Genomic DNA, 22,276 nt, shown 5'->3' on the forward strand with positions numbered 1-22,276 from the left:
TGAATTAAAACGAATCGCCGGGAACGCGGACGAAGCCTTCCATCAACACGCGTGCAGAACGCGACATGATGGCTTTCTTCACGACCCACTGGCCGTTCTCCTGCGTCGCCTGTGCGCCGACGCGCAGCGTGCCAGACGGATGGCCGAAGCGAACGGCTTCGCGAGCGCCACCGCCAGCAGCGATGTTCACCAGCGTGCCGGGAATCGCTGCAGCGGTGCCGATGGCGACCGCGGCGGTGCCCATCATCGCGTGATGCAGCTTGCCCATCGACAACGCGCGGACGTGGAGATCAATCTCCTTGGCTTTGATCTGCTTGCCGCTAGACGAGGTGTAGTCCGTTGGTGGCGCAACAAACGCAACCTTCGGCGTGTGCTGGCGCTTGGCGGCCTCCGACACGTCTTTGATCAAGCCCATCTTCAACGCGCCATACGCACGGATCGTTTCAAAGCGAGCCAGTGCTTCAGGTTTGGTGTTGATCGCTTCGCGCAGTTCGGTGCCGGTGTAACCAATTTCGGCAGCGTTAACGAAGATGGTCGGGATGCCCGCGTTGATCATCGTTGCCTTGAAGGTGCCGATGCCCGGCACTTCTAAATCGTCTATGAGATTGCCAGTAGGGAACATCGAACCACCGCCGTCACCATCGCCTTCATCTGCTGGATCAAGGAATTCGATCTGCACTTCAGCAGCAGGGAAGGTCACGCCATCGAGTTCGAAGTCGCCGGTTTCCTGCACGGCGCCATTGGTGATCGGCACATGCGCGATGATGGTTTTGGAAATCTGCGTCTGCCAGATACGCACGGTGCAAATGCCGTTCTGGGGAATGCGCGAAGCATCAACCAAGCCATTGCTGATCGCGAACGAACCAACAGCGGCAGTGAGGTTGCCGCAGTTGCCGGACCAATCCACGAAGGCTTTGTCGATCGAGACCTGACCAAACATGTAGTCGACGTCGTGGTCAGCTTTGCTGCTCTTGGTGAGGATGACGGTCTTGGAAGTCGACGACGTCGCGCCGCCCATGCCATCAATCTGCGCGCCGTAAGGATCCGGCGATCCGATGACGCGCAGCAGCAACTTGTCGCGTGCTTCGCCAGCTACCTGGCAACGCTCAGGCAGATCGCTGAGCTTGAAGAACACGCCTTTGCTGGTGCCGCCACGGATGTAGGTAGCGGGGACTTTGATTTGTGGAACGTTACTCATCGCATTTCTCGTAATATTTTTTAAGCGCCGTCAGGAATTTCTGGATTAACCAGTTGCGCCAATAGCGTCAGCGATTCTTGCCAGCCGAGATAACAAAACTCGACGGGAATCGCATCCGGAATTCCTTCTTGCACGATGTTCAGTTCGGTGCCGCAGGCGACTGCCTTCAGCGTGACGGTGACTTGCATTTGACCCGGCAGATTCGGGTCGTCGAACTGATCGTTGTAACGAAGCAGTTCGCCCGGAATCAGTTCAAGGTAAGTGCCGCCAAAGGAATGACTGTTGCCGGTGCTGAAATTGGTGAACGACATCTTGTGGCCACCACCAACGCGCGCATCCATGTGATGCACTTTGCCGGTGAAGCCATGCGGTGGCAGCCACTTCACCATCGCATCAGGATCAAGGAAGGCTTTGTAAACGCGTGCGGGCGGTGCGTTTAAAACGCGGTGGAGTTTAACGGTGCCGGTCATATTCAATCTCCGTCTAGTTACGTTAAAACCTAAAACCGTAGGGTGGGTTAGACGCGCTTTATGCGTCGTAACCCGCCGTTTGCGAAAGGCGGGTTACGCGATGAAGCCGCTAACCCGCCCTACGTTTTTACTTATGCCGCCTTTGTTGAAGCCAAGAAGTCCATCGCAAAACGCTGCAACACGCCGCCTGCTTCGTACACCGACACTTCTTCGTCGGAATCCAAACGGCAAGTCATTGGGACTTCGACCTTCTCGCCGTTCTTGCGCGTGATCACCAGCGTCAAATCTTTGCGTGGCTTGCGCACGCCGACGACGTCATAGGTTTCGGTGCCGTCGAGGCCCAGCGTCAGGCGTGTAACACCTGCCTTGAACTCAAGTGGCAGCACGCCCATGCCGATCAGGTTGGTGCGGTGAATGCGCTCGAAGCCTTCAGCTGCAATCACTTCCACGCCTGCGAGGCGAACGCCCTTGGCTGCCCAGTCACGCGACGAGCCCTGACCGTAGTCAGCGCCAGCAACGATGATCAGCGGCTGCTTGCGATCCATATAGGTTTCGATGGCTTCCCACATGCGAACGACTTTGCCTTCTGGCTCGACGCGTGCGAGTGAACCTTTCTTGACCTTGCCATCAACGACAACCATTTCGTTGATCAGCTGTGGGTTTGCGAACGTTGCGCGCTGTGCGGTGAGGTGATCGCCGCGATGAGTTGCGTAAGAGTTGAAGTCTTCTTCCGGCAAACCCATCTTGTGCAGATATTCACCGGCAGCGCTGTCCATCATGATCGCGTTGGATGGCGACAGGTGATCGGTGGTGATGTTGTCTGGCAGAACGGCGAGTGCGCGCATGCCTTTCATGGTGCGCTCACCAGCCAGCGCGCCTTCCCAGTACGGCGGACGACGAATGTAGGTGCTCATCTCGCGCCAGTCATACAGCGGGCTGATTTTCTCGCCGTTGTCGGCGATTTTGCGGAACATCGGCTCGTACACAGCGCGGAACTGCGTCGGGTTGACGCTCTTGGAGACAACGGCGTCGATTTCAGCGTCCGTCGGCCAGATATCTTTCAACGTGACTGCATTGCCGTTCTTGTCGGTGCCGAGCACATCTTTCTCGATATCGAAGCGCACGGTGCCGGCAATCGCGTAAGCCACAACCAGCGGCGGCGAGGCGAGGAAAGCCTGCTTCGCGTACGGATGGATACGGCCATCGAAGTTACGGTTGCCCGACAACACTGCGGTAGCATACAGATCGCGATCAATCACTTCTTTCTGAATCACTGGATCCAGTGCGCCGCTCATGCCGTTGCAGGTTGTGCAGGCGAAAGCGACGATGCCGAAGCCGAGTGATTCCAGTTCTGACAACAAGCCAGCTTCTTTCAGATACAACTCAACCGTCTTCGAGCCAGGTGCGAGCGAGCTCTTCACCCAAGGCTTGCGCGTGAGGCCGCGAGCGTTGGCGTTGCGCGCGAGCAGACCAGCTGCGATCACGTTGCGAGGGTTGGACGTGTTGGTGCAAGACGTGATGGCAGCGATGATCACTGCGCCATCAGGCATCAAGCCTTTTGCTTCTTCAGCTTTGGCGCTGTCGAGGTTGCCGGAGATGCCGCGCTCTGCAAGTGCCGAAGTGGGCAAACGCTTGTGCGGGTTGCTCGGGCCAGCCATGTTGCGCACGACGGTGTCGAGATCGAACTTCAGCACGCGCTCGTATTCAGCATTCTTCAGCGAGTCAGCCCACAGGCCGGTGTGCTTGGCGTACAGCTCAACCAGTTTCACCTGCTCGTCATCGCGGCCGGTGAGTTTGAGATAGTCGATGGTGTTCTTGTCGATGAAGAACATCGCTGCGGTGGCGCCGTATTCCGGTGCCATGTTGCTGATGGTGGCGCGGTCGCCGAGGGTGAGCGCTGCTGCGCCTTCGCCGCGGAATTCAAGGTAATGGCCGACGACCTTTTCCTTGCGCAGGAATTCGGTGAGTGCGAGTACAACGTCGGTGGCGGTAATGCCTTCGCGCGGCTTGCCGCTGAGTTCAACGCCGGTGATGTCCGGCAGACGCATCCACGAAGCGCGGCCGAGCATGACGTTTTCAGCTTCCAGGCCGCCAACGCCAATCGCGATAACGCCTAGTGCGTCAACATGTGGCGTGTGGCTGTCGGTGCCGACGCAAGTGTCAGGAAATGCAACGCCGTCTTGCACGTAGATCACCGGAGACATTCTCTCCAGATTGATCTGATGCATGATGCCATTGCCGGGCGGAATCACTTCCATGTTCTCGAACGCTTTCTTCGTCCAGTTGATGAAGTGGAAGCGGTCGTCGTTACGGCGATCTTCAATCGCACGGTTCTTCGCGAACGCATCTTTCTCAAAGCCGCCATGTTCAACAGCGAGCGAGTGGTCAACGATCAGCTGAACTGGAACGACTGGATTTACTTTTGCTGGATCGCCGCCCATATCGGCAATCGCATCACGCAGACCAGCAAGGTCGACGAGAGCGGTCTGGCCGAGGATGTCGTGGCAAACCACACGAGCCGGGAACCAGGGGAAATCGAGTTCGCGTTTGCGCTCGATGAATTGTTTGAGCGATTCGGTCAGCGTTGCTGGATCGCAACGGCGCACGAGGTTTTCGCAATGTACGCGTGAGGTGTACGGCAGCTTGTCGTAAGCGCCGGGTGCAATCGCATCAACTGCAGCGCGTGTGTCGTAGTAGTCGAGTTTGGTGCCGGGCAGTGGTTTGCGGTTGGCTGTGTTCATGAACATGGCTCGTTAGAAATAGTGAAGCAAAGAATCAAAACTTTTCCTGTCATTCCGAGCGGAGAGAGGAATCTTGCAGTCACGCTTTTAGGTGGACTCGAAGCAAGATCCCTCACTACGTTCGGGATGACAGAAGAATGCGCGGCTTTAACGCTGGTCGATCGGCACGAACTTGAGATCTTCCGGACCGGTGTAGTTCGCGGTCGGGCGGATGATCTTGCCGTCGATGCGCTGTTCAATCACGTGTGCGGCCCAGCCGGTGGTACGTGCAATCACGAACAGCGGCGTGAACATTGCGGTCGGCACGCCCAGCATGTTGTAGCTGACGGCGCTGAACCAATCGAGGTTGGGGAACATTTTCTTTTCGCGCCACATCACCGTTTCCAAACGCTCGGCGATGTCGAACATCTTGCTGCTGTTCTGCTCTTCCGAGAGCTGACGAGCAACTTCCTTGATCACTTTATTGCGTGGATCGGCGATCGTGTAAACCGGGTGGCCGAAGCCGATGACGACTTCCTTGTTGGCAACGCGACGCACGATGTCTGCTTCTGCTTCGTCAGGTGAGTCGTAGCGTTTCTGGATTTCAAACGCGACTTCGTTAGCGCCGCCGTGCTTAGGACCGCGCAGTGCGCCGATGCCGCCAGTGATGGCCGAGTGCATGTCCGAGCCCGTGCCTGCGATCACGCGGCAGGTGAAGGTCGAAGCATTGAACTCGTGTTCTGCGTACAGCACCAGGCTGGTGTGCATCGCCTTGACCCACGAGTTGCGCGGCGCTTTGCCGTGCAGCAGATGCAGGAAGTGGCCGCCGATTGAATCGTCGTCCGTTTCCACGTCAATGATGTTGCCGTTGACGGCGTAGTGATACCAATACAGCAGCATCGAGCCGAGGCTGGCGATGAGCTTGTCAGCGATGTCGCGTGCGCCCGGGTGATTGTGGTCATCCTTTTCTGGCAGTGCGCAGCCGAGTGCGGAAACGCCGGTGCGCATCACGTCCATCGGGTGCGATGCAGCTGGCAGTGATTCCAGCGCGCTCTTGACTGAAGCGGGCAGGCCGCGCAGCGATTTGAGCTTGGTTTTGTACGCGGTGAGTTCCGACTTGGTTGGCAGCTTGCCGTGAATCAGCAAGTGCGCAATTTCTTCGAACTCGCACTGGTCGGCGACATCGAGAATGTCGTAGCCACGATAGTGCAGGTCGTTACCGCTACGGCCGACGGTGCACAGCGCGGTATTGCCCGCGGTGACGCCTGACAGTGCGACGGATTTTTTAGGCTTTGGGCCGGTAGCGGCTGGTGCTGTTTCGCTCATATATTCCTCTCGAGGTGGCGTATTTTCTAAAGATTACTTTTTAGCTTTGGCAAAGAGCGCGTCAAGCTTGTTCTCGAACGCGTGATAGCCAATGCGGTCATACAATTCAGCGCGGGTCTGCATCAGTTCGAGTACTTCTTTTTGATGGCCGTTTTCGCGGATCGACGTGTAGATGGCTTCTGCAGCTTTGTTCGCTGCGCGGAAAGCCGACAGCGGATATAGCTGGATGCCAACGCCGACTGAAGCGAGTTCGTCACGCGTGAACAAAGGCGTTGCGCCGAATTCGGTGATGTTGGCGAGTACTGGAACTTTCACGGCGTCGACAAACTTCTTGTAGGTCGGCAGATCGTAAGCGGCTTCAGCAAAGATGCCGTCAGCGCCCGCTTCAACGCAGGCGATGGAGCGTTCGATGGCAGCTTCGACGCCTTCAGCCTGAATGGCGTCGGTGCGGGCGATCAGGAAGAAGTTAGGATCGGTTTTGGCATCGGCAGCAGCCTTCACGCGATCAACCATTTCGCCCTGCGTAACAATTTCCTTGCCCGGACGATGACCGCAGCGCTTGGCGCCGACTTGGTCTTCGATATGGCAGGCAGCAGCGCCAGCCTTGATCAGTGCTTTAACCGTGCGCTCGATGTTGAAAGCGCTGGCACCGAAACCGGTGTCGATATCGACGAGCAATGGCAGGTCGCAAACGTCGGTGATGCGACGGGTGTCGATCAGCACGTCATCCATCGTGTTGATGCCGAGGTCCGGCAGGCCCAATGAGCCAGCGGCAACGCCGCCACCGGAGAGATAAATCGCCTTATAACCAGCGCGCTTGGCCAGCAGCGCATGGTTGGCATTGATCGCGCCGATGATCTGGAGCGGTTTTTCGGCGGCAAGGGCAGCGCGGAAACGGGCGCCAGCAGAAGTCGAAGTAGTCATTTATATAGTGCTCTGGTTGGAACGTTCGCAGTGATAAGACCAAGTTGCGTGCCAACCCTACGGCTCGCGCCGAATAAGCAACATACCCGCAGGGGTGGGAAGTCTAATCCAATGAAGCGATAAGGATTTAGCTTTTTGCCAGCTTCTTTGGGTGTTCCCACAGTGTGGGTGGTGAAGGCTGCAAATTTGTTTCATAATGTTTCAATGTTCCAACGTGAAACATCAGGTGAAACATGCCGCTGAACCGTCCCGGTTCTGGTGGCGATGGCCGACTGCCTGTGATTTGGGTGGTGACGGTGTCGCGCTTGTCGCGACTCGTGCATGACGTGACACCGGAATTCGATGCGCGAGCGCGGATTGAAACCATCCATCTGGGCTTTGAAGATGCGGCGCGAGAATTGCGGCGCCGCTTGCAGACTGAGCACTGCGATGTGCTCGTCGCCGCCGGTTCCAACGGCGCGTATCTGAAGGGCCGCATTAATAAGCCGCTGGTGCTGATTCGCCCGAGCGGATTCGATTTGATGCAGGCGCTGAGCAGCGCGCGACGCGTGTCGCCGAGCATTGGCGTGATCACTCATCAGACCGAGTTGCCCGCGTTCGCGGAATTTCAGAATTCGTTCAAGCTCAAGATTGAACAACGCGCTTTTGTCACCGAGGAAGACGCACGCAATCGCATTGCAGAGTTGGTGACACAAGACGTGAAAGTCATCGTCGGCACCGGCATGGTTGCGGACCTCGCGGAAGAAGCCGGCGTGAAAGGCGTGTTGATGTACTCGGCGGATTCGATTCGTCTCGCATTCGAGAACGCAATTGATCTTGCAGGGCACATCGATAACGCAGATCAAACGGATCGTCTGGGTAGTGGTTTTGCCGCACGTGCCACGCAACGTCGCGCGCCAACGGCACATCGTTATTCAGTCACTGATTTGATCGGACACAGTGCGCAGATGCGCCAGTTGCGTGAGCGCATTGGTCTGTATGGAGCGAGTGACGCGACCGTGCTGATCAGTGGCGCGACCGGCACCGGCAAAGAGCTCGCGGCGCAATCGCTGCATGGATTGAGTGCGCGTAGCAAAGGGCCGTTTGTGGCGATCAACTGTGGCGCGATTGCGGAGTCATTACTGGAGTCGGAACTGTTCGGCCACGACGAAGGCGCATTCACCGGCGCGCGACGTGGCGGCCGTATTGGTTTAATTGAAGCAGCCAAAGGTGGCACGCTTTTTCTAGACGAAATTGGCGAAATGCCATTGCCACTGCAGACGCGGTTGCTGCGTGTTCTGGAAGAGCGAGAAGTCACGCGTGTGGGTTCATCCACCCCAATTCCTGTCGATGTTCGCGTGATTGCCGCCACGCATACGGATCTCGATTCGATGACGCGTGAGTCGCGCTTCCGTCGCGATCTCTATTACCGCCTGAATGTTCTGCGTCTGGAAATTCCTGCGCTGTATGAACATGCCGAAGACATTGCTGAGTTGGCGCAATTCTTCCTGCGGCGCGCTTCCGGCGATAAAACTGCTGTGCTGGATGCTGACGCGCTCACATTGCTGCGCGCCTACGCATGGCCGGGCAATGTTCGCGAACTGCGTAATGTGATTGAGCGTTTGCCGATTCTCTCCAAGAGTGTCCGCAACATCGGCGCTGAGTTGCTGAAGTCATCTGCACCTGAGCTCACGCGTTCGGTGCTGGTTGCTGCGCCGCCAAACACGAGCATGGAAATTCCAGTCGCAACGCCAACGCGCCAGCAACTGGCCGAAGTGATGGCGCGCGCTGGCGGACATCGCGGCCGCGCTGCTGCGCTACTCGGCGTTTCGCGCACGACGCTGTGGCGTTGGTTGCAAGCCCAAGGTGTCACATGAGCGCGCGGGTTAGAATTCGCGCTTCGCAGCACCTTCATCGAAACGGCAATCCAGCATGACGCGCGGCAATCTCTATGTAGTCTCGGCACCCAGCGGCGGCGGCAAAACCAGCCTCACGCGTGCGCTTGTGCCTTTGCTGGCGGAGCAGGGCATTCGCGCCGTGATCTCGGTTTCGTACACGACGCGCGCGCCGCGTCCGGGTGAACAAGATGGCGTTCATTATCATTTTGTGACTGAGCAGCGCTTTGTCGAAATGATTGAGCACGGCGATTTCTTCGAGCATGCCCATGTATTCGGCCGCCGCTATGGCACCGGTCGGGCCAAGACCGAAGAGTTGTTGGCCGAGGGTGCCGACGTGATTCTGGACATCGACTGGCAGGGTGGCCGACAGGTCCGCGCGCTGGCCCCGGATGCGCAGGGCATCTTCATTCTGCCGCCGTCGCTGGCCGAGTTGGAGCGCCGTTTGCGCGGACGCGGACAGGATAGCGACGAGGTCATCGCCGGTCGTATGCGCGAGGCACAGGACGAGATTTCGCACTTTGACGAGTACGGGCACCTTGTTGTTAATGAGGTTTTTGACCGGGCGCTGGCCGAACTGGCGGCGATTTTTAGCCGGGTCCGACAGGGTGACCGGACGCCTCGCAACGCCGTCCCAGCGGGTCTGACCACGGAACTTCTGGCTAAAAAAGGTCCGATTGGCTAAACTTGCCGCCCTTTTTGGGTTTGTCGCAGGGTGTTTCCATGGCTCGTGTAACCGCTGAAGATTGTCTCCTGAAGATTCCTAACCAGTTCGAACTGACCCTGGTCGCCGCTAAGCGTGCACGCCAGCTGGCTCGCGGTTCCGAAGCCAAGTTGCCTTGGGGCAACCACAAGTCGACCGTGCTCTCGCTCCGCGAAATCGCTGAAGGCCACACCACCCGTTCGGTTCTCGAAGAGCAAGACCTGCCGGCCGTGCAGCAGCCGAAGGTTGAACTTGAAGCGTTGGATCCTAGCTTCGATATGTAATTCCACTGCTTCGGCAGTGAAACAAAAAGCCCGCCTAGTGCGGGCTTTTTTTATGTACAGGATGTACGGTATCCCGCGGGCGCATGGATGCGCAGGAGCGGGACTCTCGCCAATTGTGATTAGTGTTACGGCAGGTGAGTAGGTGCCATGCGCACCGATTGTTTCGATAACTTCAAATAACAATTGCGCATGGCTCTCCCTACAGCGCTTCGCGCTTATATACTCAAACCATGGAACTCCCAGTCATCCACCGCATCAGTACTGCCCTGCGCACGCAGCGGGTCGCGCGCGAATTTGGCATTGAGGCGCTGAGTCGTGTGCTCGAGGAGTACATGCCGGAGGAGCAGATCGCCGAAGTGCGTCGCGCGCATGAATTCGGCGCGCGTCTGCACGCTGGCCAAGCGCGCTCCAGTGGTGAGCCTTACATTTATCACCCGCTCGCTGTTGCGCGAATTCTCGCGGGACTGCGACTCGATCACGTCACGCTGATCGCGGCGATTCTGCACGACGTCATTGAAGACACCGGCATCTCGCGCGATTCACTTGCGTTGGAATTCGGCAAAGACGTTGCCGAGATCGTTGATGGCGTCAGCAAGATCGGCAAGATCGAAGGCATGACGCGCGCTGAGCGCCAAGCCGAAAGCTTCCGCAAATTATTGTTGGCGATGGCGCAGGATTTACGAGTGATCTTGGTCAAGTTGGCCGATCGCTTGCACAACATGCGCACGCTGGGCTCGATGGAATCCGCCAAGCGTCGCCGTATTTCGCGCGAGACGCTGGAGATTTACGCGCCGATTGCGCAGCGCCTCGGCATTCACACCATTCGTATTGAGCTTGAAGATCTCGCTTTTGAAAATCTCTACCCGAAGCGCTATTCGGTGTTGGAGCGCACAGTTAAAGAGCAGATGGGCGATACGCAAAAGCTGATTCGTGAAGTCGAACAGAAAGCTTCTGCTGCGCTCAAGGCTGAAGGCATTGGCGCATCAGTTGTGGGTCGCGAAAAGAATATTTACAGCGTCTATCAAAAAATGCGCCGCAAGAAATTGCGATTGCTGAAAGTGATGGACTTGCTCGGCTTTCGCGTCATCGTCGGCAAGCTCGATGATTGTTATCGCGCGCTCGGCATCGTGCATCACGTCTACAAGCCGGTGCCGGGTGAGTTCGACGATTACATCGCTAACTCAAAATCCAACGGTTACCAGTCCTTGCACACGGCGTGTATCGGACCGGGCGGCCACAAGATTGAAGTGCAGATCCGCACGCGCGAGATGCATCACATCGCCGAGAACGGTATTGCCGCGCACTGGCAATACAAACTCGGTGATCGCAACGCCAACACCGCACCGCAGGCGCGTGCGCGTGAATGGCTGAATAATTTGTTTGATTCGATTGGCGGCAGTTCCTCGATGGATTTCATCGAGCACGTCAAAGTTGATTTGTTCCCGGACGAAGTTTATGTGTTCACGCCCAAGGGCCAGATTCGTCGCTTGCCAAAGAACGCATCACCAGTTGATTTTGCCTACGCCGTGCACTCGGAGTTGGGTGAACGCTGCGTCGCCGCACGCGTTGATGGTGTGTTGGAATCGCTGAGCACGCCGCTGCGCAATGGCCAGACGGTGGAAATCATTACCTCGCGTCACGCACGCCCGAATGCGGCGTGGCTCAATTTTGTGAAGACGGCGAAGGCGCGTACATCGATTCGCAGCTTCCTCAAAGATCAGAAAGAAGACGAAGCAATTCGTTTGGGTCGTCGCATGCTCGAAATCGCATTGCGTGATCTGAAAATTCCGCCGCACGTTCTTAAAGATGAATCCACTGCGCCGGTGCTTCATGCATTGCAGCTTAAGGATATGGAAGAGGTCTACGTCGCAATTGGTACGGGCGAACGCCTTGCCCCATTGGTGGCACGTTACTTCTTGGGTGAAGGCGATAATTCAGTGGCATCGGCAGATGGTCGACCACTAGCGATTGAAGGCACCGAAGGTTTGGTGCTGGATTACGCACGCTGCTGCTATCCGCTGCCGGGTGATGAGATTCGCGGCAATGTCAGCGTGGGTCGCGGCATCGTCGTGCATCGCGTTGATTGCCGGCAGGCCAAAGCGCGTCCGCAGGATTGGGTGCCCTTGGCTTGGTCTGAGAATGTACTCGGCGATTACTTCACCGAAATTCGCGTCAAGGCCGAGAACCGTCGCGGCTTGCTCGCAGAAGTCACCGCCGAGATTGCTGGCGCTGAGTCCAGTATCGAGAACGTTCAGATGCCAGACCGCGCAGGTGGCGAAGCAATTGAAATGCGCTTTGTGCTTTCGGTAAAGAGCCGTATTCATCTTGCACGCGTGCTGCGCCGCATTCGCCGCATTGGTAGTGTCGAACGCGTCACGCGTGGCGGATAAAAATTAAAAGTCGTTGCGGGTTTCTGAAATAAAGAAATCCGCGTTCATCACTTTCAGCATCATCAGGATTTTTCATGTCGCGCCAGATCATCTCTACTCCAGACGCTCCCGCTGCCATCGGCACTTATTCGCAGGCGGTGAAGTGCGGCAATACTGTTTATCTCTCAGGTCAGATTCCGCTCGATCCGGTGACGATGACGATGCTCAACGCCACCATCGAAGATGAAATTCATCAGGTCTTCAAAAATCTTTCAGCCGTGGCCAAAGCCAGTGGCGGCAGTCTGGCGGATATCGCCAAGCTCAATATTTTTCTCACTGATCTTGGCCACTTCGCCAAGGTTAACGAGATCATGTCGCAGTATTTCCAGCAGCCTTATCCGGCGCGCGCCGCCGTAGGTGTTGCTTCTCTGCCGCGCGGTGCGCGCGTGGAAGCAGACGCCGTCCTCGTGCTTGGCTGATAAAGCGCCGCCCATGCGGCCGCGTCAGGCTGTTGCGCTGACGCTGCAATCCGCCGCTACGTATTTGAAAGGCGCTGGCCCTGCGCTGGCGATGCGTTTGCGTGCGCTCAACATTGAGCGTGTGCAGGATTTGTTATTTCATCTGCCGACGCGCTACGAAGATCGCCGCAACGCAGTCGCGCTCAACGCACTGAAAGATGGCGAAGAGATGTTGGTGCGCGGTCGCGTCAGTCAGGCTGACGTACGTTATGCCGGTCGCCGCAGTCTGCGAGTGCTGTTGGATGACGATAAGGGCACGCTGTTACTGCGTTTCTTTCATTTCAACGAGCAGCAAAAAAAATCATTTGAAGCGGGTCGATGGGTGATGGCCTACGGCACTGTGCGCTTTGGCTCGCAGGGCTGGGAGATCGTGCATCCGCAGTATCGCGTTGCGGAGAGTGCGGAAGCGTTGAAGTCAGAAGATAAACTGACGCCGATCTATCCGCTCACGACTGGTATCACGCAAGCCAAGTTGGGCACGCTGGTCGCGCAAGCTTTGGATGTGGCGACGCGTGATCTTGCATTCAATCTCGCACTGCCGGGTCTCACCGGCCCCGATACGCTCGCCGCACTGCGCGCGATTCATCGTCCCGCTAGTGATGCCGATGCTGCTTTGTTGTTGCAAATGCAGCATCCCGCGCAAAAGCGTTTAATCCATGAAGAACTGCTCGCGCATCAGCTGTGCATGCGCATGCTGCGTAACGCCGTGAAGTCGCGACCCGCGCAGCCACTGAGTGCTGCGGCAGTAGCGCAAAAACATTTGCAGGATGTACTGCCGTTTAAATTTACGGGCGCGCAGGAGCGCGTGATGGGCGATATCGCCAAGGACATTGCCGCTAAGCGTCCGATGCTGCGTTTGATTCAAGGTGATGTTGGTTCAGGCAAAACCGTTGTAGCCGCTGTGGCCATGCTGGCCGCCGCACGCGCAGGTTGGCAGGCCGCATTAATGGCACCAACGGAATTATTGGCTGAACAGCATTACATCAACTTCACGAAATGGTTTGGACCACTCGGATTCGAAGTGGTGTTTCTCGCTGGCAAGTTAAAGAAATCGCAGAAAGAAAAATTGCTCGCACGTGTTGCTGCTGGCGAAGTGCCGTTACTGATTGGTACGCACGCTGTGTTTCAGGACACGGTGCGTTTTCAAAAGCTCGCATTAGTGGTTGTGGATGAGCAGCATCGCTTTGGCGTTCAGCAGCGTCTTGCGCTACGCGATAAAGGGCCAAAGATGCTGACGCCGCATCAGCTGATCATGTCCGCCACGCCGATCCCACGCACCTTGGCGCAGACGCTTTACGCTGATCTTGATGTGTCCGTGATTGATGAGCTGCCGCCGGGCCGCACGCCCGTCGTGACGGTCGCGATGAGCAATGAGCGTCGCCCCGATGTGCTCGCGCGTATTGGTGAAGTTTGTGCGCAGGGCCGTCAGGCATATTGGGTTTGTACACTCGTTGAAGAGTCTGAACATCTCGAAGCACAGGCCGCTGAAGAAACTGCCGAGACGCTTCGCAAGGAATTGCCACAACTCAAAGTTGGCCTTGTGCATGGCCGTATGAAGCCAGACGAGAAAGAAACGGCGATGCGCGCCTTTAAACTTGGCGAGACGCAGCTACTGGTGGCAACGACTGTGATCGAAGTTGGTGTCGACGTGCCCAATGCCAGCATTATGATTATTGAAAACGCTGAGCGTCTCGGCCTCTCGCAGTTGCATCAGTTGCGCGGTCGTGTTGGCCGCGGTGCTGTCGAGTCGCAGTGCGTGCTGATGTATCAGTCGCCAATTTCGAATAACGCGCGTCAGCGTTTGGCGGTAATGCGCGCAACCAACGATGGCTTCCAGATTGCACAGCAAGATTTAGAGTTGCGCGGCCCCGGCGAAATCCTGGGCCGTCGTCAAACTGGATTGATCGGCCTCAAGGTTGCAGATCCGGTAAGAGACGCTGCACTGATCCCGGCGTTACAACAGCTCGCTGACGACTGGCTCACGCAATATCCGCGTGAAGCGAAGCAGCTGATTACGCGCTGGGTTGGCGATGTTGAGAAATACGCGCAGGTTTGAGCACTGCTTTTTTGCGGCTGTCTTTTCGTGTTTTCGATCAAGGCTGGTCTGAATCAACCTTGGCGATCGCACGTTTCCACGCTTCGTTATTAATGGCCTGGAGTGATTCTAGTTTGGCGATAGTCTCGCTTATGATCGTTCCGCATTGTTCAGCTGTAGCTGACTCTAGGCGAATCGCCGATTCCATCAGGCCATTTAGACCTTTAACTTTGGCATCGCTCTCCCACTTCAGATCAAATCGACTTAGCATCTGCGCCTCGTAGTCGGCCTTCTGCTTTGCTGTCCAGCGTTTTGACCCCGCAAGGTAATCCACATGCGCCTGGTAGGCCTTCTGGTTGGCGGCTTCCTCTGTCGTCGACCGATCTTGGACTGCCTTCACTCGGGCATTGAAGTCATCCATATTGCAAAGAGATTTCTTCGCAGGGCGAGTGACTTTTTCCGGCGCCGCATTCACGTTGCCAGAGTTCGCCGAAGTGCAGGGATACTGATTCACGAATCCCTTCAGCACGATGGCTTCGACGGGCATCGTTTCCGCGTACTGCCGGGCCGCAATTTCACGATCAAGAATGCCGTGAATGATGTCGGCATCCAGTTTGATCGTTGGCGGCATACAGAACATTAGCTTGCCGCCTTGAGACTGCAGATATCCGTTAGACCACTGTAGGCCCCTAGCGAATCCGGTGAAGTAGTTGCTGATTATCTGCGCGCTGGCTGGATCACTCTTTATGAGTTTGTAGTCCTTGAGTGGGATATCGGCAACGGCTGGCGAGGCGATGGCCATTACAACGGATGCAATAAGCAATCGAAAATTCAGCATCACACTCTTCCTCAAGGATTTACCGCGAGTTTGGATTTAATAATCAACGACACACAATTTCTGCGTATTAGAAACTGGAAATACCAATAAGGAGTCAGGTCGGACTGGCCCAGTGATTCTGAGCCTTACTTCTTGCTTGGCTTCTCATGCAGGTGCTCAAACATATGGCCGAGCAAATCACCGAGGTATTGGTTGATGGCTTTATCCATCGCACGCGCCACTTCGGTTTCTACAGCCATGTCAGCTAGCGGGCGCAGTTTCCAAACGCTGTCAGCGAGTTTGGGCACTTCTTTTGCGGGCGGCAGGTCGCCTTTGCTGTACGGCGCAAAAACATGTTTGACGATCAGCTGCACCAGTTCATTCGCCACACGTTCCACATTGCCGCGCAGCATACGAACGATGTCGAGTAGCTCGGTGAGTGGAATGCCCATCTGCACCAGCTGCACGCCGGCATGTATGAATTGCGGACGCGGCGCGCGTAAACGCAGGCCTTCCATTTGCAACACTTCGAGTTCTAGTGCTTTGCGAATCGCTTCTGGCGTGGCGGATTTTCCGAACATCTTCAGCAGTTCGGCCATCGAGAAGTAGGCGGGTAATTCTTCGGCCCATGGCGTGGTGAGCGCGCGTTCAAGGCCGAGCAGATCACGCAGATCCTGACCCTTCTCCCAAGCATTAATCAGCTCGCCAATATTGCCAAGCGTGTAGCCGCGGTTGAGCAACTGACCAATCAGGCGCAGACGCGCCAGATGCGCTTCGGTGTAAATGCCCGAGCGACCACGGCGTTCTGGCGGCGGTAAAAGTCCGCGATCCTGATACGCGCGCACATTGCGCACCGTGCTGTCGCCAACGCGCGCGAACTCGTCAATCGAGTATTCCTTGCGGTCTGTATTGGCCTTGCTACTGCGTGCAGTTTTCTTGGCCGGCTTGGCGGCCGAGGGGCGGCTGGTCTTTTTCATGTCTCGATAATAGCGCGGTCAGGTGCCGACTTCTTCCCCCGAATGTTGCGGTATTCCGGCGGTCATCAGAATCGCGTCTAATACGCACATGACGTACCGAGAAAAACTGAACGACTACTGGCAGCTGACCCGCATGCATCGTCCCATCGGCATTTTTCTGCTGCTGTGGCCGACGCTTTGGGCGCTATGGATTGCGGCAGGTGGGTTTCCGTCGCCGCATGTGTTGCTGGTGTTTGTGCTCGGCACCGTGCTGATGCGCTCGGCCGGCTGTGCGATCAACGATTTTGCAGATCGTGATTTCGATCCGCATGTGGCGCGTACCAAAGATCGCCCGGTGGCGTCTGGACGCGTAACGCCAGAAGAGGCGGTGCGCCTGTTTGTGGTGCTGTCTTTGATTGCTTTCGGGCTGCTGACTTCGCTCAAAGACGTGCCAACGATTTTGCTCGGCATTCCGGCTGCGATATTGGCCGGCAGTTATCCCTTCATGAAACGCTGGATCAGCATTCCGCAGGCGTATCTGGGGCTGGCGTTTTCTGCCGGCATCCCGATGGCGTTTTCAGCGATCCAACATCAAGTGCCATGGGCCATCGTGCTGCCCTTGGTGATTGCCAATGTTTGCTGGGTGGTCGCTTACGACACGCTCTATGCAATGGTCGATCGTGAAGATGATCTGAAAATTGGCGTGAAATCTTCGGCGATTTTGTTTGGTCGCCATGACCGATTGATTGTTGCGTTGCTGCATGCGACTTCGTTGTTGCTGCTGATTCAGCTTGGCCTGAATGCTGAGCTGGGCACGATCTATTTTGCTGGCATAGCTGTTGCAGCTTGGTTGGCGGCCTATCAGCAATGGATCACGCGTGATCGTGACCCGCAGGCCTGCTTCCGCGCTTTCCTCAACAACAATTATTTTGGCGCGGCGATCTTTATCGGCCTGCTGCTTGATTTGAGTTTCTAAGCCTACGCATCCAATGCCCATTGCCAAACGTAATTCTGGCCAGGCATTCAGAAGCGAGAAGCGCGTGCGCAAAATGTTTTTCTGGTCTTGGGCAGCATTGTGGGCAGCGGCTTCCAGCGGCTGCGCAGTGACGCATAGCGGCGGGCCTGAAAATATTCAGCCCTTGTCGCCAGCCAAAGCTTTCGATGTGCAGAAAAATATTATCTACACGCCGAAGGATTGGGCCGTCGCGCAGCAAGCCGATGTATATACGCCGCGCGGTGCCGGTCCTTTTCCTGCGGTGCTGGTGGTACACGGTGGTGGTTGGGCGCGTGGTTCGCGTTATGAGATGGAGCACATCTGCAAACGACTCGCCGAGCAGGGTTTTGTCGCGGTGAATATCGACTACCGACTCGCGCCAGCCCACATTTTCCCTGCGCAATTGCAGGATGTTCAGCAGGCCATGTTGTGGATGCATGCGCAGGCCAAAAATCAAAAGATTGATACGCAGCGTCTCGCGGTTTGGGGCTACTCTGCTGGCGCTCAGTTGGCCGCGCTATTGGGCGCATTGAGCCCCGGCGATCCGAATTTTGTAGAAGGCACGCGCGTGCAGGCGGTGGTGGCAGGCGGCACGCCGGTGGATCTGCGCAAAGGTGCGGACAGCAAACTCATTCGCCAATACATCGGCAAACCCATCGCGGAATTGCCGGAGCCTTATCGTAAGGCGTCGCCCATCGCTTTCGTATCAGCGGATGACCCGCCGACGTTTCTCTATCACGGCAGTATTGATTGGATAGTGGCTGAGATTAACGCTACGCGCATGCGTGATGAATTGGAGCGTGTGGGCGTGCCGGTGGAGCTGTATATCGTCCACGGTGTTGGACACATCGGTGCGTATTTCAATCGCGGCGCGACTGATGCCGGCGTGGACTTTCTGATCCGGCGATTGCGCTAAGGCACTCGCGCGAGCGCCCACGCTTCAATCCGCACTGCGCCAGCCTTGCGTGCAGCGCGCGCCAATTCGGCCAGCGTTGTCCCCGTCGTCATCACATCATCAAGCAGAGCAATGTGTTTTCCAGCGACGCGCGCATCCACTGTAAAAGCGTTATGCAGATTGCGTCGGCGTTGCGCGGCGCTCAAACCAATTTGATCGGGTGTCGCGCGTATGCGCTTGGCTGCGTTTGCATCAATCTTGAGTGCCAGTGTACGCGTGAAGCTCTGTGCGATTTCCAGTGACTGGTTGTAGCCGCGCAGCATCAGGCGATTTCGATGCAGTGGTACCGGAATCACAAGTTCCGGCAGCGGCAGTGCGCGCCGCCCGAGTTTTTGCGCCATCAATTCCCCAAGCAGGCGTGCCTGCAGAAATCCGGCGTGATATTTCACATCATGGATCGCTTGCTGCACTGGCGCATCAAGCCGGAATGCCGCCCAAGCCGCATCAAACGGGCGCGGCTTTTTCAGGCAGCTTGAGCACAGCGCTTTGAAGTTTTGCGGCCGAGCGCAGCCGGGGCAAGCCTCGTCAATCCACGGAAGGCTGGCCGCACAGCCCTCGCATAGCGCGATCTTTGAGGATAGGCCGCCACAGTAGACGCAGCGGCGCGCGGGCCAAAAGTTGTCAACCATGAATTTGTTTTTGAGTTGACATAGAGCGGTGGACTGGCAAAACTGTGAGCTAATGAACCGATAGTGCCGTAGCCGCTGCCGTCTTTTTGTGAGCTATTTCAGTGTTTATTATTTGTCTATTTAATTAAAGATAAACAATTAATCACAAAATATTCACGAAGCGGCACCTTATATATAGAGATGATTTCGATGACCACCAGCTCCATCCGTAACGATTGGACCCGCGATGAAGTGCAGGCCCTGTTTGATCTGCCTTTTAATGACTTGCTGTTCCAGGCGCACACCCTGCACCGCGAACACCACAAGCCAAACACGGTGCAGCTCTCGACCTTGCTGTCGATCAAGACTGGCGCTTGTCCGGAAGATTGCTCGTACTGCCCGCAGTCCGTCCGCTTTGAAACCGGCTTGAAGAAAGAGCCGCTGATGGAACTCGAAGCCGTCGTTGAAGCGGCGCGCGAAGCCAAGGCTAATGGCGCGACGCGCTTCTGCATGGGCGCTGCATGGCGCGCGCCGAAAGATCGCGATCTCGACAAAATCGAAGCGATGGTGCGTGAAGTGAAATCGCTCGGCATGGAAAGCTGTATGACACTGGGCATGCTCAAAGAAAATCAGGCGCAGCGTCTCGCTGATGCCGGCCTCGATTACTACAACCACAACCTCGATACCTCGCCAGAGTTCTACGGCAAGATCATCACCACGCGCACGTATGAAGATCGTCTCAACACGCTTGAGAACGTGCGCAAGGCCGGCATGAAAACCTGCTGCGGCGGCATTGTCGGCATGGGCGAACAGGAAACTGATCGCGCTGAATTGCTGCGTCAGCTCGCAACGTTGCCTGCGCATCCGGATAGCGTGCCTATCAACAACCTCGTGCAGGTTTCGGGCACGCCGCTGCAAGGCGCAGAAGAATTGAACCCGATTGAATTCGTTCGCACGATTGCGGTTGCTCGCATCATCATGCCGAAGACGCAGGTACGTTTGTCCGCAGGCCGCACAGAAATGACGGACGAGATGCAGGCGCTGTGTTTCTTTGCAGGCGCCAACTCAATTTTCTACGGCGACAAACTACTCACCACGCACAATCCGCAGAACGAAAAAGATCGCGCGCTGCTCGCACGTCTCGGTATTCAGACTGAAGGCGGTAAGCCCGGCAATGTTCACGGACCCGCAACGCACACGCATGACCATTCACAGGCTGATGCTTGCTGCCCGCCACCTGTGATGGCTGAAGCGCCTCATCAGCAGGCTGCCTGCTGTAACGATTAATGTCTGCGCCCGCGTCACACGTGTCGACGCTCGATCAGCGACTCGGCGCGGAGCTTGAGCGTATCCGCGAGGCGCAGCTTTATCGTGTGCGTCGCGCGGTTGATGGCGCCCATGGTGTTGCGATCACGGTCGATGGCAAACCCTGCATTAATTTTTGTAGTAATGATTATTTGGGGCTAGCCTCGGATTCGCGCGTTGCAGAAGCTGCGCGCAAATCATTAGCGCTCACAGGCACTGGTAGCGGTGCCGCTTCCTTGGTGTCGGGCTACAACCGCGAACACAAGTTATTGGAAGAAGCGTTGGCGGCGTACTTGAATCGCCCACGTGTTTTGTTGTTCTCAACCGGCTGGGCCGCCAATCTCGGCGCGCTGCGTGCGCTGTTGGGCAAGGAAGATCGCTTGCTCGCAGATGAGTTGAATCACGCTTCGTTGATTGATGGCGGACGTTTGAGTGGCGCGCGCTATGTGCGTATTGCACATGCGGATGCACCAGCGTTTGCGCAAGAACTCGCAAAGCCACATGCCGGTCAATCTTTAGTCGCGACGGACAGTATCTTCAGCATGGATGGTGATTTGGCGCCGCTCTCCGATCTCATCGCAACGACGCAGCAGCATGGCGCGACACTGATGGTCGATGACGCGCATGGCTTTGGCGTCACCGATTGGAAACCATCGGTTAATGACGTGCCGGTGTATGTCGCGACTTTGGGTAAATCGTTGGGCTGCTCTGGCGCATTTGTCGCGGGCAGTGAAACGTTGATCGAGTTTCTGATTCAGCGTGCGCGTAGTTGGGTTTTCTCCACCGCAACGCCACCTGCAATTGCCGCTGCTGCGCGTGAGGCTTTGCGCATCGTGGTGGCTGAGCCGCAACGGCAACAACATTTGCAGCGACTGGTGCAGCGTTATCGCGCAGGTGCGCAGCAGTTGGGTTTGCCCTTGTCGAATTCGCAGAGTGCGATTCAGCCGCTGGTTGTTGGCAGTGAAGCGCGTGCGCTGCAACTGTCGCAATTTTTAATGCAGCGCGGTTTGTGGGTGGCAGCGATTCGTCCGCCGACAGTCCCGCAGGGCACCGCGCGTTTGCGCATCACGTTTAGTGCGGCACACACAGAAGCACAGGTGGACACCTTGTTGTCTCACTTGGCAGATGGATGGAAAGCTATATGCACTTGATCCAAATTATTTCGCTTGCAGGCGCAGCGTTGATTCTGGTGGCTTTTACTTTGCAGCTTCAGGGCAAGTGGAGCGCGCAGGATTTGCGCTATCTCGTCTGTAACGTCATCGGCGCTTTGACGCTGACAGCCGTGGCGTATATCGAACAACAGTGGGGCTTCCTGTTGATGGAAAGTGTGTGGACGCTCGTGAGCATCTACGGTTTGATTAAACGCAAAGCGGTGACGCACTGATGCCAACGATTTTTGTCACTGGCACGGATACCGGCGTCGGTAAAACCAGAATTAGTTGCGGGCTGTTGCAGCAATTGCGCGAGCAGGGCTCAAGCGTCTGCGGTTACAAGCCGGTGGCTTCAGGCTGCGAAAAAACGCCTGAGGGTTTGCGCAATGAAGATGCGTTGGCGCTACAAGCAGCAGCGCAAACCAACGAAGCTTACGGCTGCATCAATCCTTACGCGTTTGTGCCGGCGATTGCGCCGCATCTTGCCGCGAAGGAAGTTGGCGTTAATCTCAATCTCACGCTGCTCAATCAAGCGCACGATGAACTTGCAGCGCAGTACGACTGGATTGTGGTGGAGGGCGCGGGTGGATTTTTGGTGCCACTCAATGACGAGCTGACATTTGGTGATTGGGCGGGGCAGCGCCAATGGCCGGTCGTACTGGTTGTCGGGATGCGCTTGGGTTGTATCAATCACGCCTTGCTGTCTGCAGAGGCGATTGCGCGGCGCGGGCATTTGGTGGGGTGGGTGGCCAATGTTTTGTCAGCCGATATGCCTAACCTTGAGCAGAACATTGATGACTTGCGAGCCAGAATCGCTGCGCCTTTGTTAGGAGTGGTGGCTTATGGTGGTGCGGTGCAGCTGAATATTGATGCGCTGAAGGTGCGACTACAGCCGTAACTTAATGAAAACAGTTCTCATTTGGGCGTTAATGCAAATGAATTGCTTTGCGCCTGTAGGGTGGGCTGCACTACAATTCCGCCGCTGGAAAGCCCGCCAAGGGCATCCCCCTTACCCGTTCTGATGAATAACAGTGCCCAACTCTTGAGGCGCGGCTAGAACTATACGGGT

The 22,276-nt window shown here is 56.5% G+C and carries 20 protein-coding genes; 12 read left to right on the plus strand and 8 right to left on the minus strand.

From position 1 onward, the window contains the following. Positions 1-4: 4 nt before the first annotated feature. The 5 genes from prpF to prpB form a co-directional block, all read right to left on the minus strand. A complete protein-coding gene (gene prpF / locus CJD38_RS10335; protein WP_107940244.1) occupies positions 5-1,198 on the minus strand; it encodes a 2-methylaconitate cis-trans isomerase PrpF in 1,194 nt (397 codons plus the stop codon). Positions 1,199-1,218: 20 nt separating this feature from the next. Then, positions 1,219-1,668 (minus strand): SRPBCC family protein, encoded by a 450-nt coding sequence (locus tag CJD38_RS10340; protein ID WP_107940245.1) that lies wholly within the window; start codon positions 1,666-1,668, stop codon positions 1,219-1,221. 131 nt (positions 1,669-1,799) lie between these two features. Then, entirely contained in the window at positions 1,800-4,409 is a 2,610-nt protein-coding gene (gene acnD / locus CJD38_RS10345; protein WP_107940370.1) for a Fe/S-dependent 2-methylisocitrate dehydratase AcnD, read from the minus strand. Positions 4,410-4,556: 147 nt separating this feature from the next. Beyond that, positions 4,557-5,714 carry a bifunctional 2-methylcitrate synthase/citrate synthase gene (gene prpC, locus CJD38_RS10350; RefSeq protein WP_107940246.1) on the minus strand — a complete coding sequence of 386 codons (1,158 nt, stop codon included), beginning with the start codon at positions 5,712-5,714 and terminating at the stop codon, positions 4,557-4,559. A 33-nt stretch (positions 5,715-5,747) separates the two neighbouring features. Next, positions 5,748-6,638 carry a methylisocitrate lyase gene (gene prpB / locus CJD38_RS10355; protein WP_107940247.1) on the minus strand — a complete coding sequence of 297 codons (891 nt, stop codon included), beginning with the start codon at positions 6,636-6,638 and terminating at the stop codon, positions 5,748-5,750. A gap of 233 nt (positions 6,639-6,871) precedes the next feature. Between prpB and prpR the strand changes: the two genes are divergently transcribed. From prpR to recG, 6 genes are all read left to right on the plus strand, one after another. After that, positions 6,872-8,494, plus strand: a complete 1,623-nt coding sequence (gene prpR / locus CJD38_RS10360; protein WP_107940248.1) for a propionate catabolism operon regulatory protein PrpR — start codon at positions 6,872-6,874, stop codon at positions 8,492-8,494. Positions 8,495-8,549: 55 nt separating this feature from the next. After that, on the plus strand, positions 8,550-9,197 hold the full coding sequence (gmk, locus tag CJD38_RS10365) for a guanylate kinase (RefSeq protein ID WP_107940249.1): 648 nt from the start codon (positions 8,550-8,552) through the stop codon (positions 9,195-9,197). Positions 9,198-9,235: 38 nt separating this feature from the next. Then, positions 9,236-9,499 (plus strand): DNA-directed RNA polymerase subunit omega, encoded by a 264-nt coding sequence (rpoZ, locus tag CJD38_RS10370; RefSeq protein WP_107940250.1) that lies wholly within the window; start codon positions 9,236-9,238, stop codon positions 9,497-9,499. 230 nt (positions 9,500-9,729) lie between these two features. Then, positions 9,730-11,889, plus strand: a complete 2,160-nt coding sequence (locus tag CJD38_RS10375; RefSeq protein WP_107940251.1) for a RelA/SpoT family protein — start codon at positions 9,730-9,732, stop codon at positions 11,887-11,889. 74 nt (positions 11,890-11,963) lie between these two features. Continuing rightward, positions 11,964-12,347, plus strand: coding sequence for a RidA family protein (locus CJD38_RS10380; RefSeq protein ID WP_107940252.1), 384 nt, complete (start codon positions 11,964-11,966; stop codon positions 12,345-12,347). A gap of 13 nt (positions 12,348-12,360) precedes the next feature. Beyond that, entirely contained in the window at positions 12,361-14,442 is a 2,082-nt protein-coding gene (recG, locus tag CJD38_RS10385) for an ATP-dependent DNA helicase RecG (RefSeq protein WP_107940371.1), read from the plus strand. Between the two features lie 37 nt (positions 14,443-14,479). Here recG and CJD38_RS10390 read toward each other — a convergent pair whose 3' ends face one another. After that, entirely contained in the window at positions 14,480-15,259 is a 780-nt protein-coding gene (locus tag CJD38_RS10390; protein WP_107940253.1) for a hypothetical protein, read from the minus strand. 125 nt (positions 15,260-15,384) lie between these two features. Further along, positions 15,385-16,215 (minus strand): MerR family transcriptional regulator, encoded by an 831-nt coding sequence (locus CJD38_RS10395; protein WP_107940254.1) that lies wholly within the window; start codon positions 16,213-16,215, stop codon positions 15,385-15,387. A gap of 88 nt (positions 16,216-16,303) precedes the next feature. Here CJD38_RS10395 and ubiA point away from each other — a divergent pair, with 88 nt between their 5' ends. Both ubiA and CJD38_RS10405 read left to right on the plus strand, forming a co-directional pair. Beyond that, complete coding sequence (gene ubiA, locus CJD38_RS10400; RefSeq protein ID WP_107940255.1) at positions 16,304-17,170, plus strand: 4-hydroxybenzoate octaprenyltransferase; 867 nt, start codon at positions 16,304-16,306, stop codon at positions 17,168-17,170. Positions 17,171-17,243: 73 nt separating this feature from the next. After that, the gene (locus CJD38_RS10405) at positions 17,244-18,104 is read left to right on the plus strand and encodes an alpha/beta hydrolase (RefSeq protein WP_240783595.1); all 861 of its coding nucleotides are present in this window, start codon (positions 17,244-17,246) and stop codon (positions 18,102-18,104) included. On the opposite strand, the gene CJD38_RS10410 is transcribed toward CJD38_RS10405, so the two are convergent. Beyond that, positions 18,101-18,772, minus strand: coding sequence for a ComFC family protein (locus CJD38_RS10410; RefSeq protein ID WP_107940257.1), 672 nt, complete (start codon positions 18,770-18,772; stop codon positions 18,101-18,103). The genes CJD38_RS10405 and CJD38_RS10410 overlap by 4 nt on opposite strands. 189 nt (positions 18,773-18,961) lie before the next feature. On the opposite strand from CJD38_RS10410, the gene bioB reads away from it, so the two are divergent. From bioB to bioD, 4 genes are read left to right on the plus strand one after another with little or no spacing between them, the layout of a single operon-like run. Next, entirely contained in the window at positions 18,962-20,038 is a 1,077-nt protein-coding gene (gene bioB, locus CJD38_RS10415; protein ID WP_107940372.1) for a biotin synthase BioB, read from the plus strand. A 20-nt stretch (positions 20,039-20,058) separates the two neighbouring features. Beyond that, on the plus strand, positions 20,059-21,207 hold the full coding sequence (locus CJD38_RS10420; RefSeq protein ID WP_240783589.1) for an aminotransferase class I/II-fold pyridoxal phosphate-dependent enzyme: 1,149 nt from the start codon (positions 20,059-20,061) through the stop codon (positions 21,205-21,207). Continuing rightward, the gene (locus CJD38_RS10425) at positions 21,198-21,440 is read left to right on the plus strand and encodes a CBU_0592 family membrane protein (RefSeq protein ID WP_107940259.1); all 243 of its coding nucleotides are present in this window, start codon (positions 21,198-21,200) and stop codon (positions 21,438-21,440) included. The genes CJD38_RS10420 and CJD38_RS10425 overlap by 10 nt, the downstream gene beginning before the upstream one ends. Beyond that, the gene (gene bioD, locus CJD38_RS10430) at positions 21,440-22,105 is read left to right on the plus strand and encodes a dethiobiotin synthase (protein ID WP_107940260.1); all 666 of its coding nucleotides are present in this window, start codon (positions 21,440-21,442) and stop codon (positions 22,103-22,105) included. Before CJD38_RS10425 ends, bioD begins: the two co-directional genes overlap by 1 nt. Positions 22,106-22,276 lie beyond the last annotated feature (171 nt).

This window comes from Stenotrophobium rhamnosiphilum (genome assembly GCF_003052265.1).
Taxonomy (GTDB): domain Bacteria; phylum Pseudomonadota; class Gammaproteobacteria; order Nevskiales; family Nevskiaceae; genus Stenotrophobium; species Stenotrophobium rhamnosiphilum.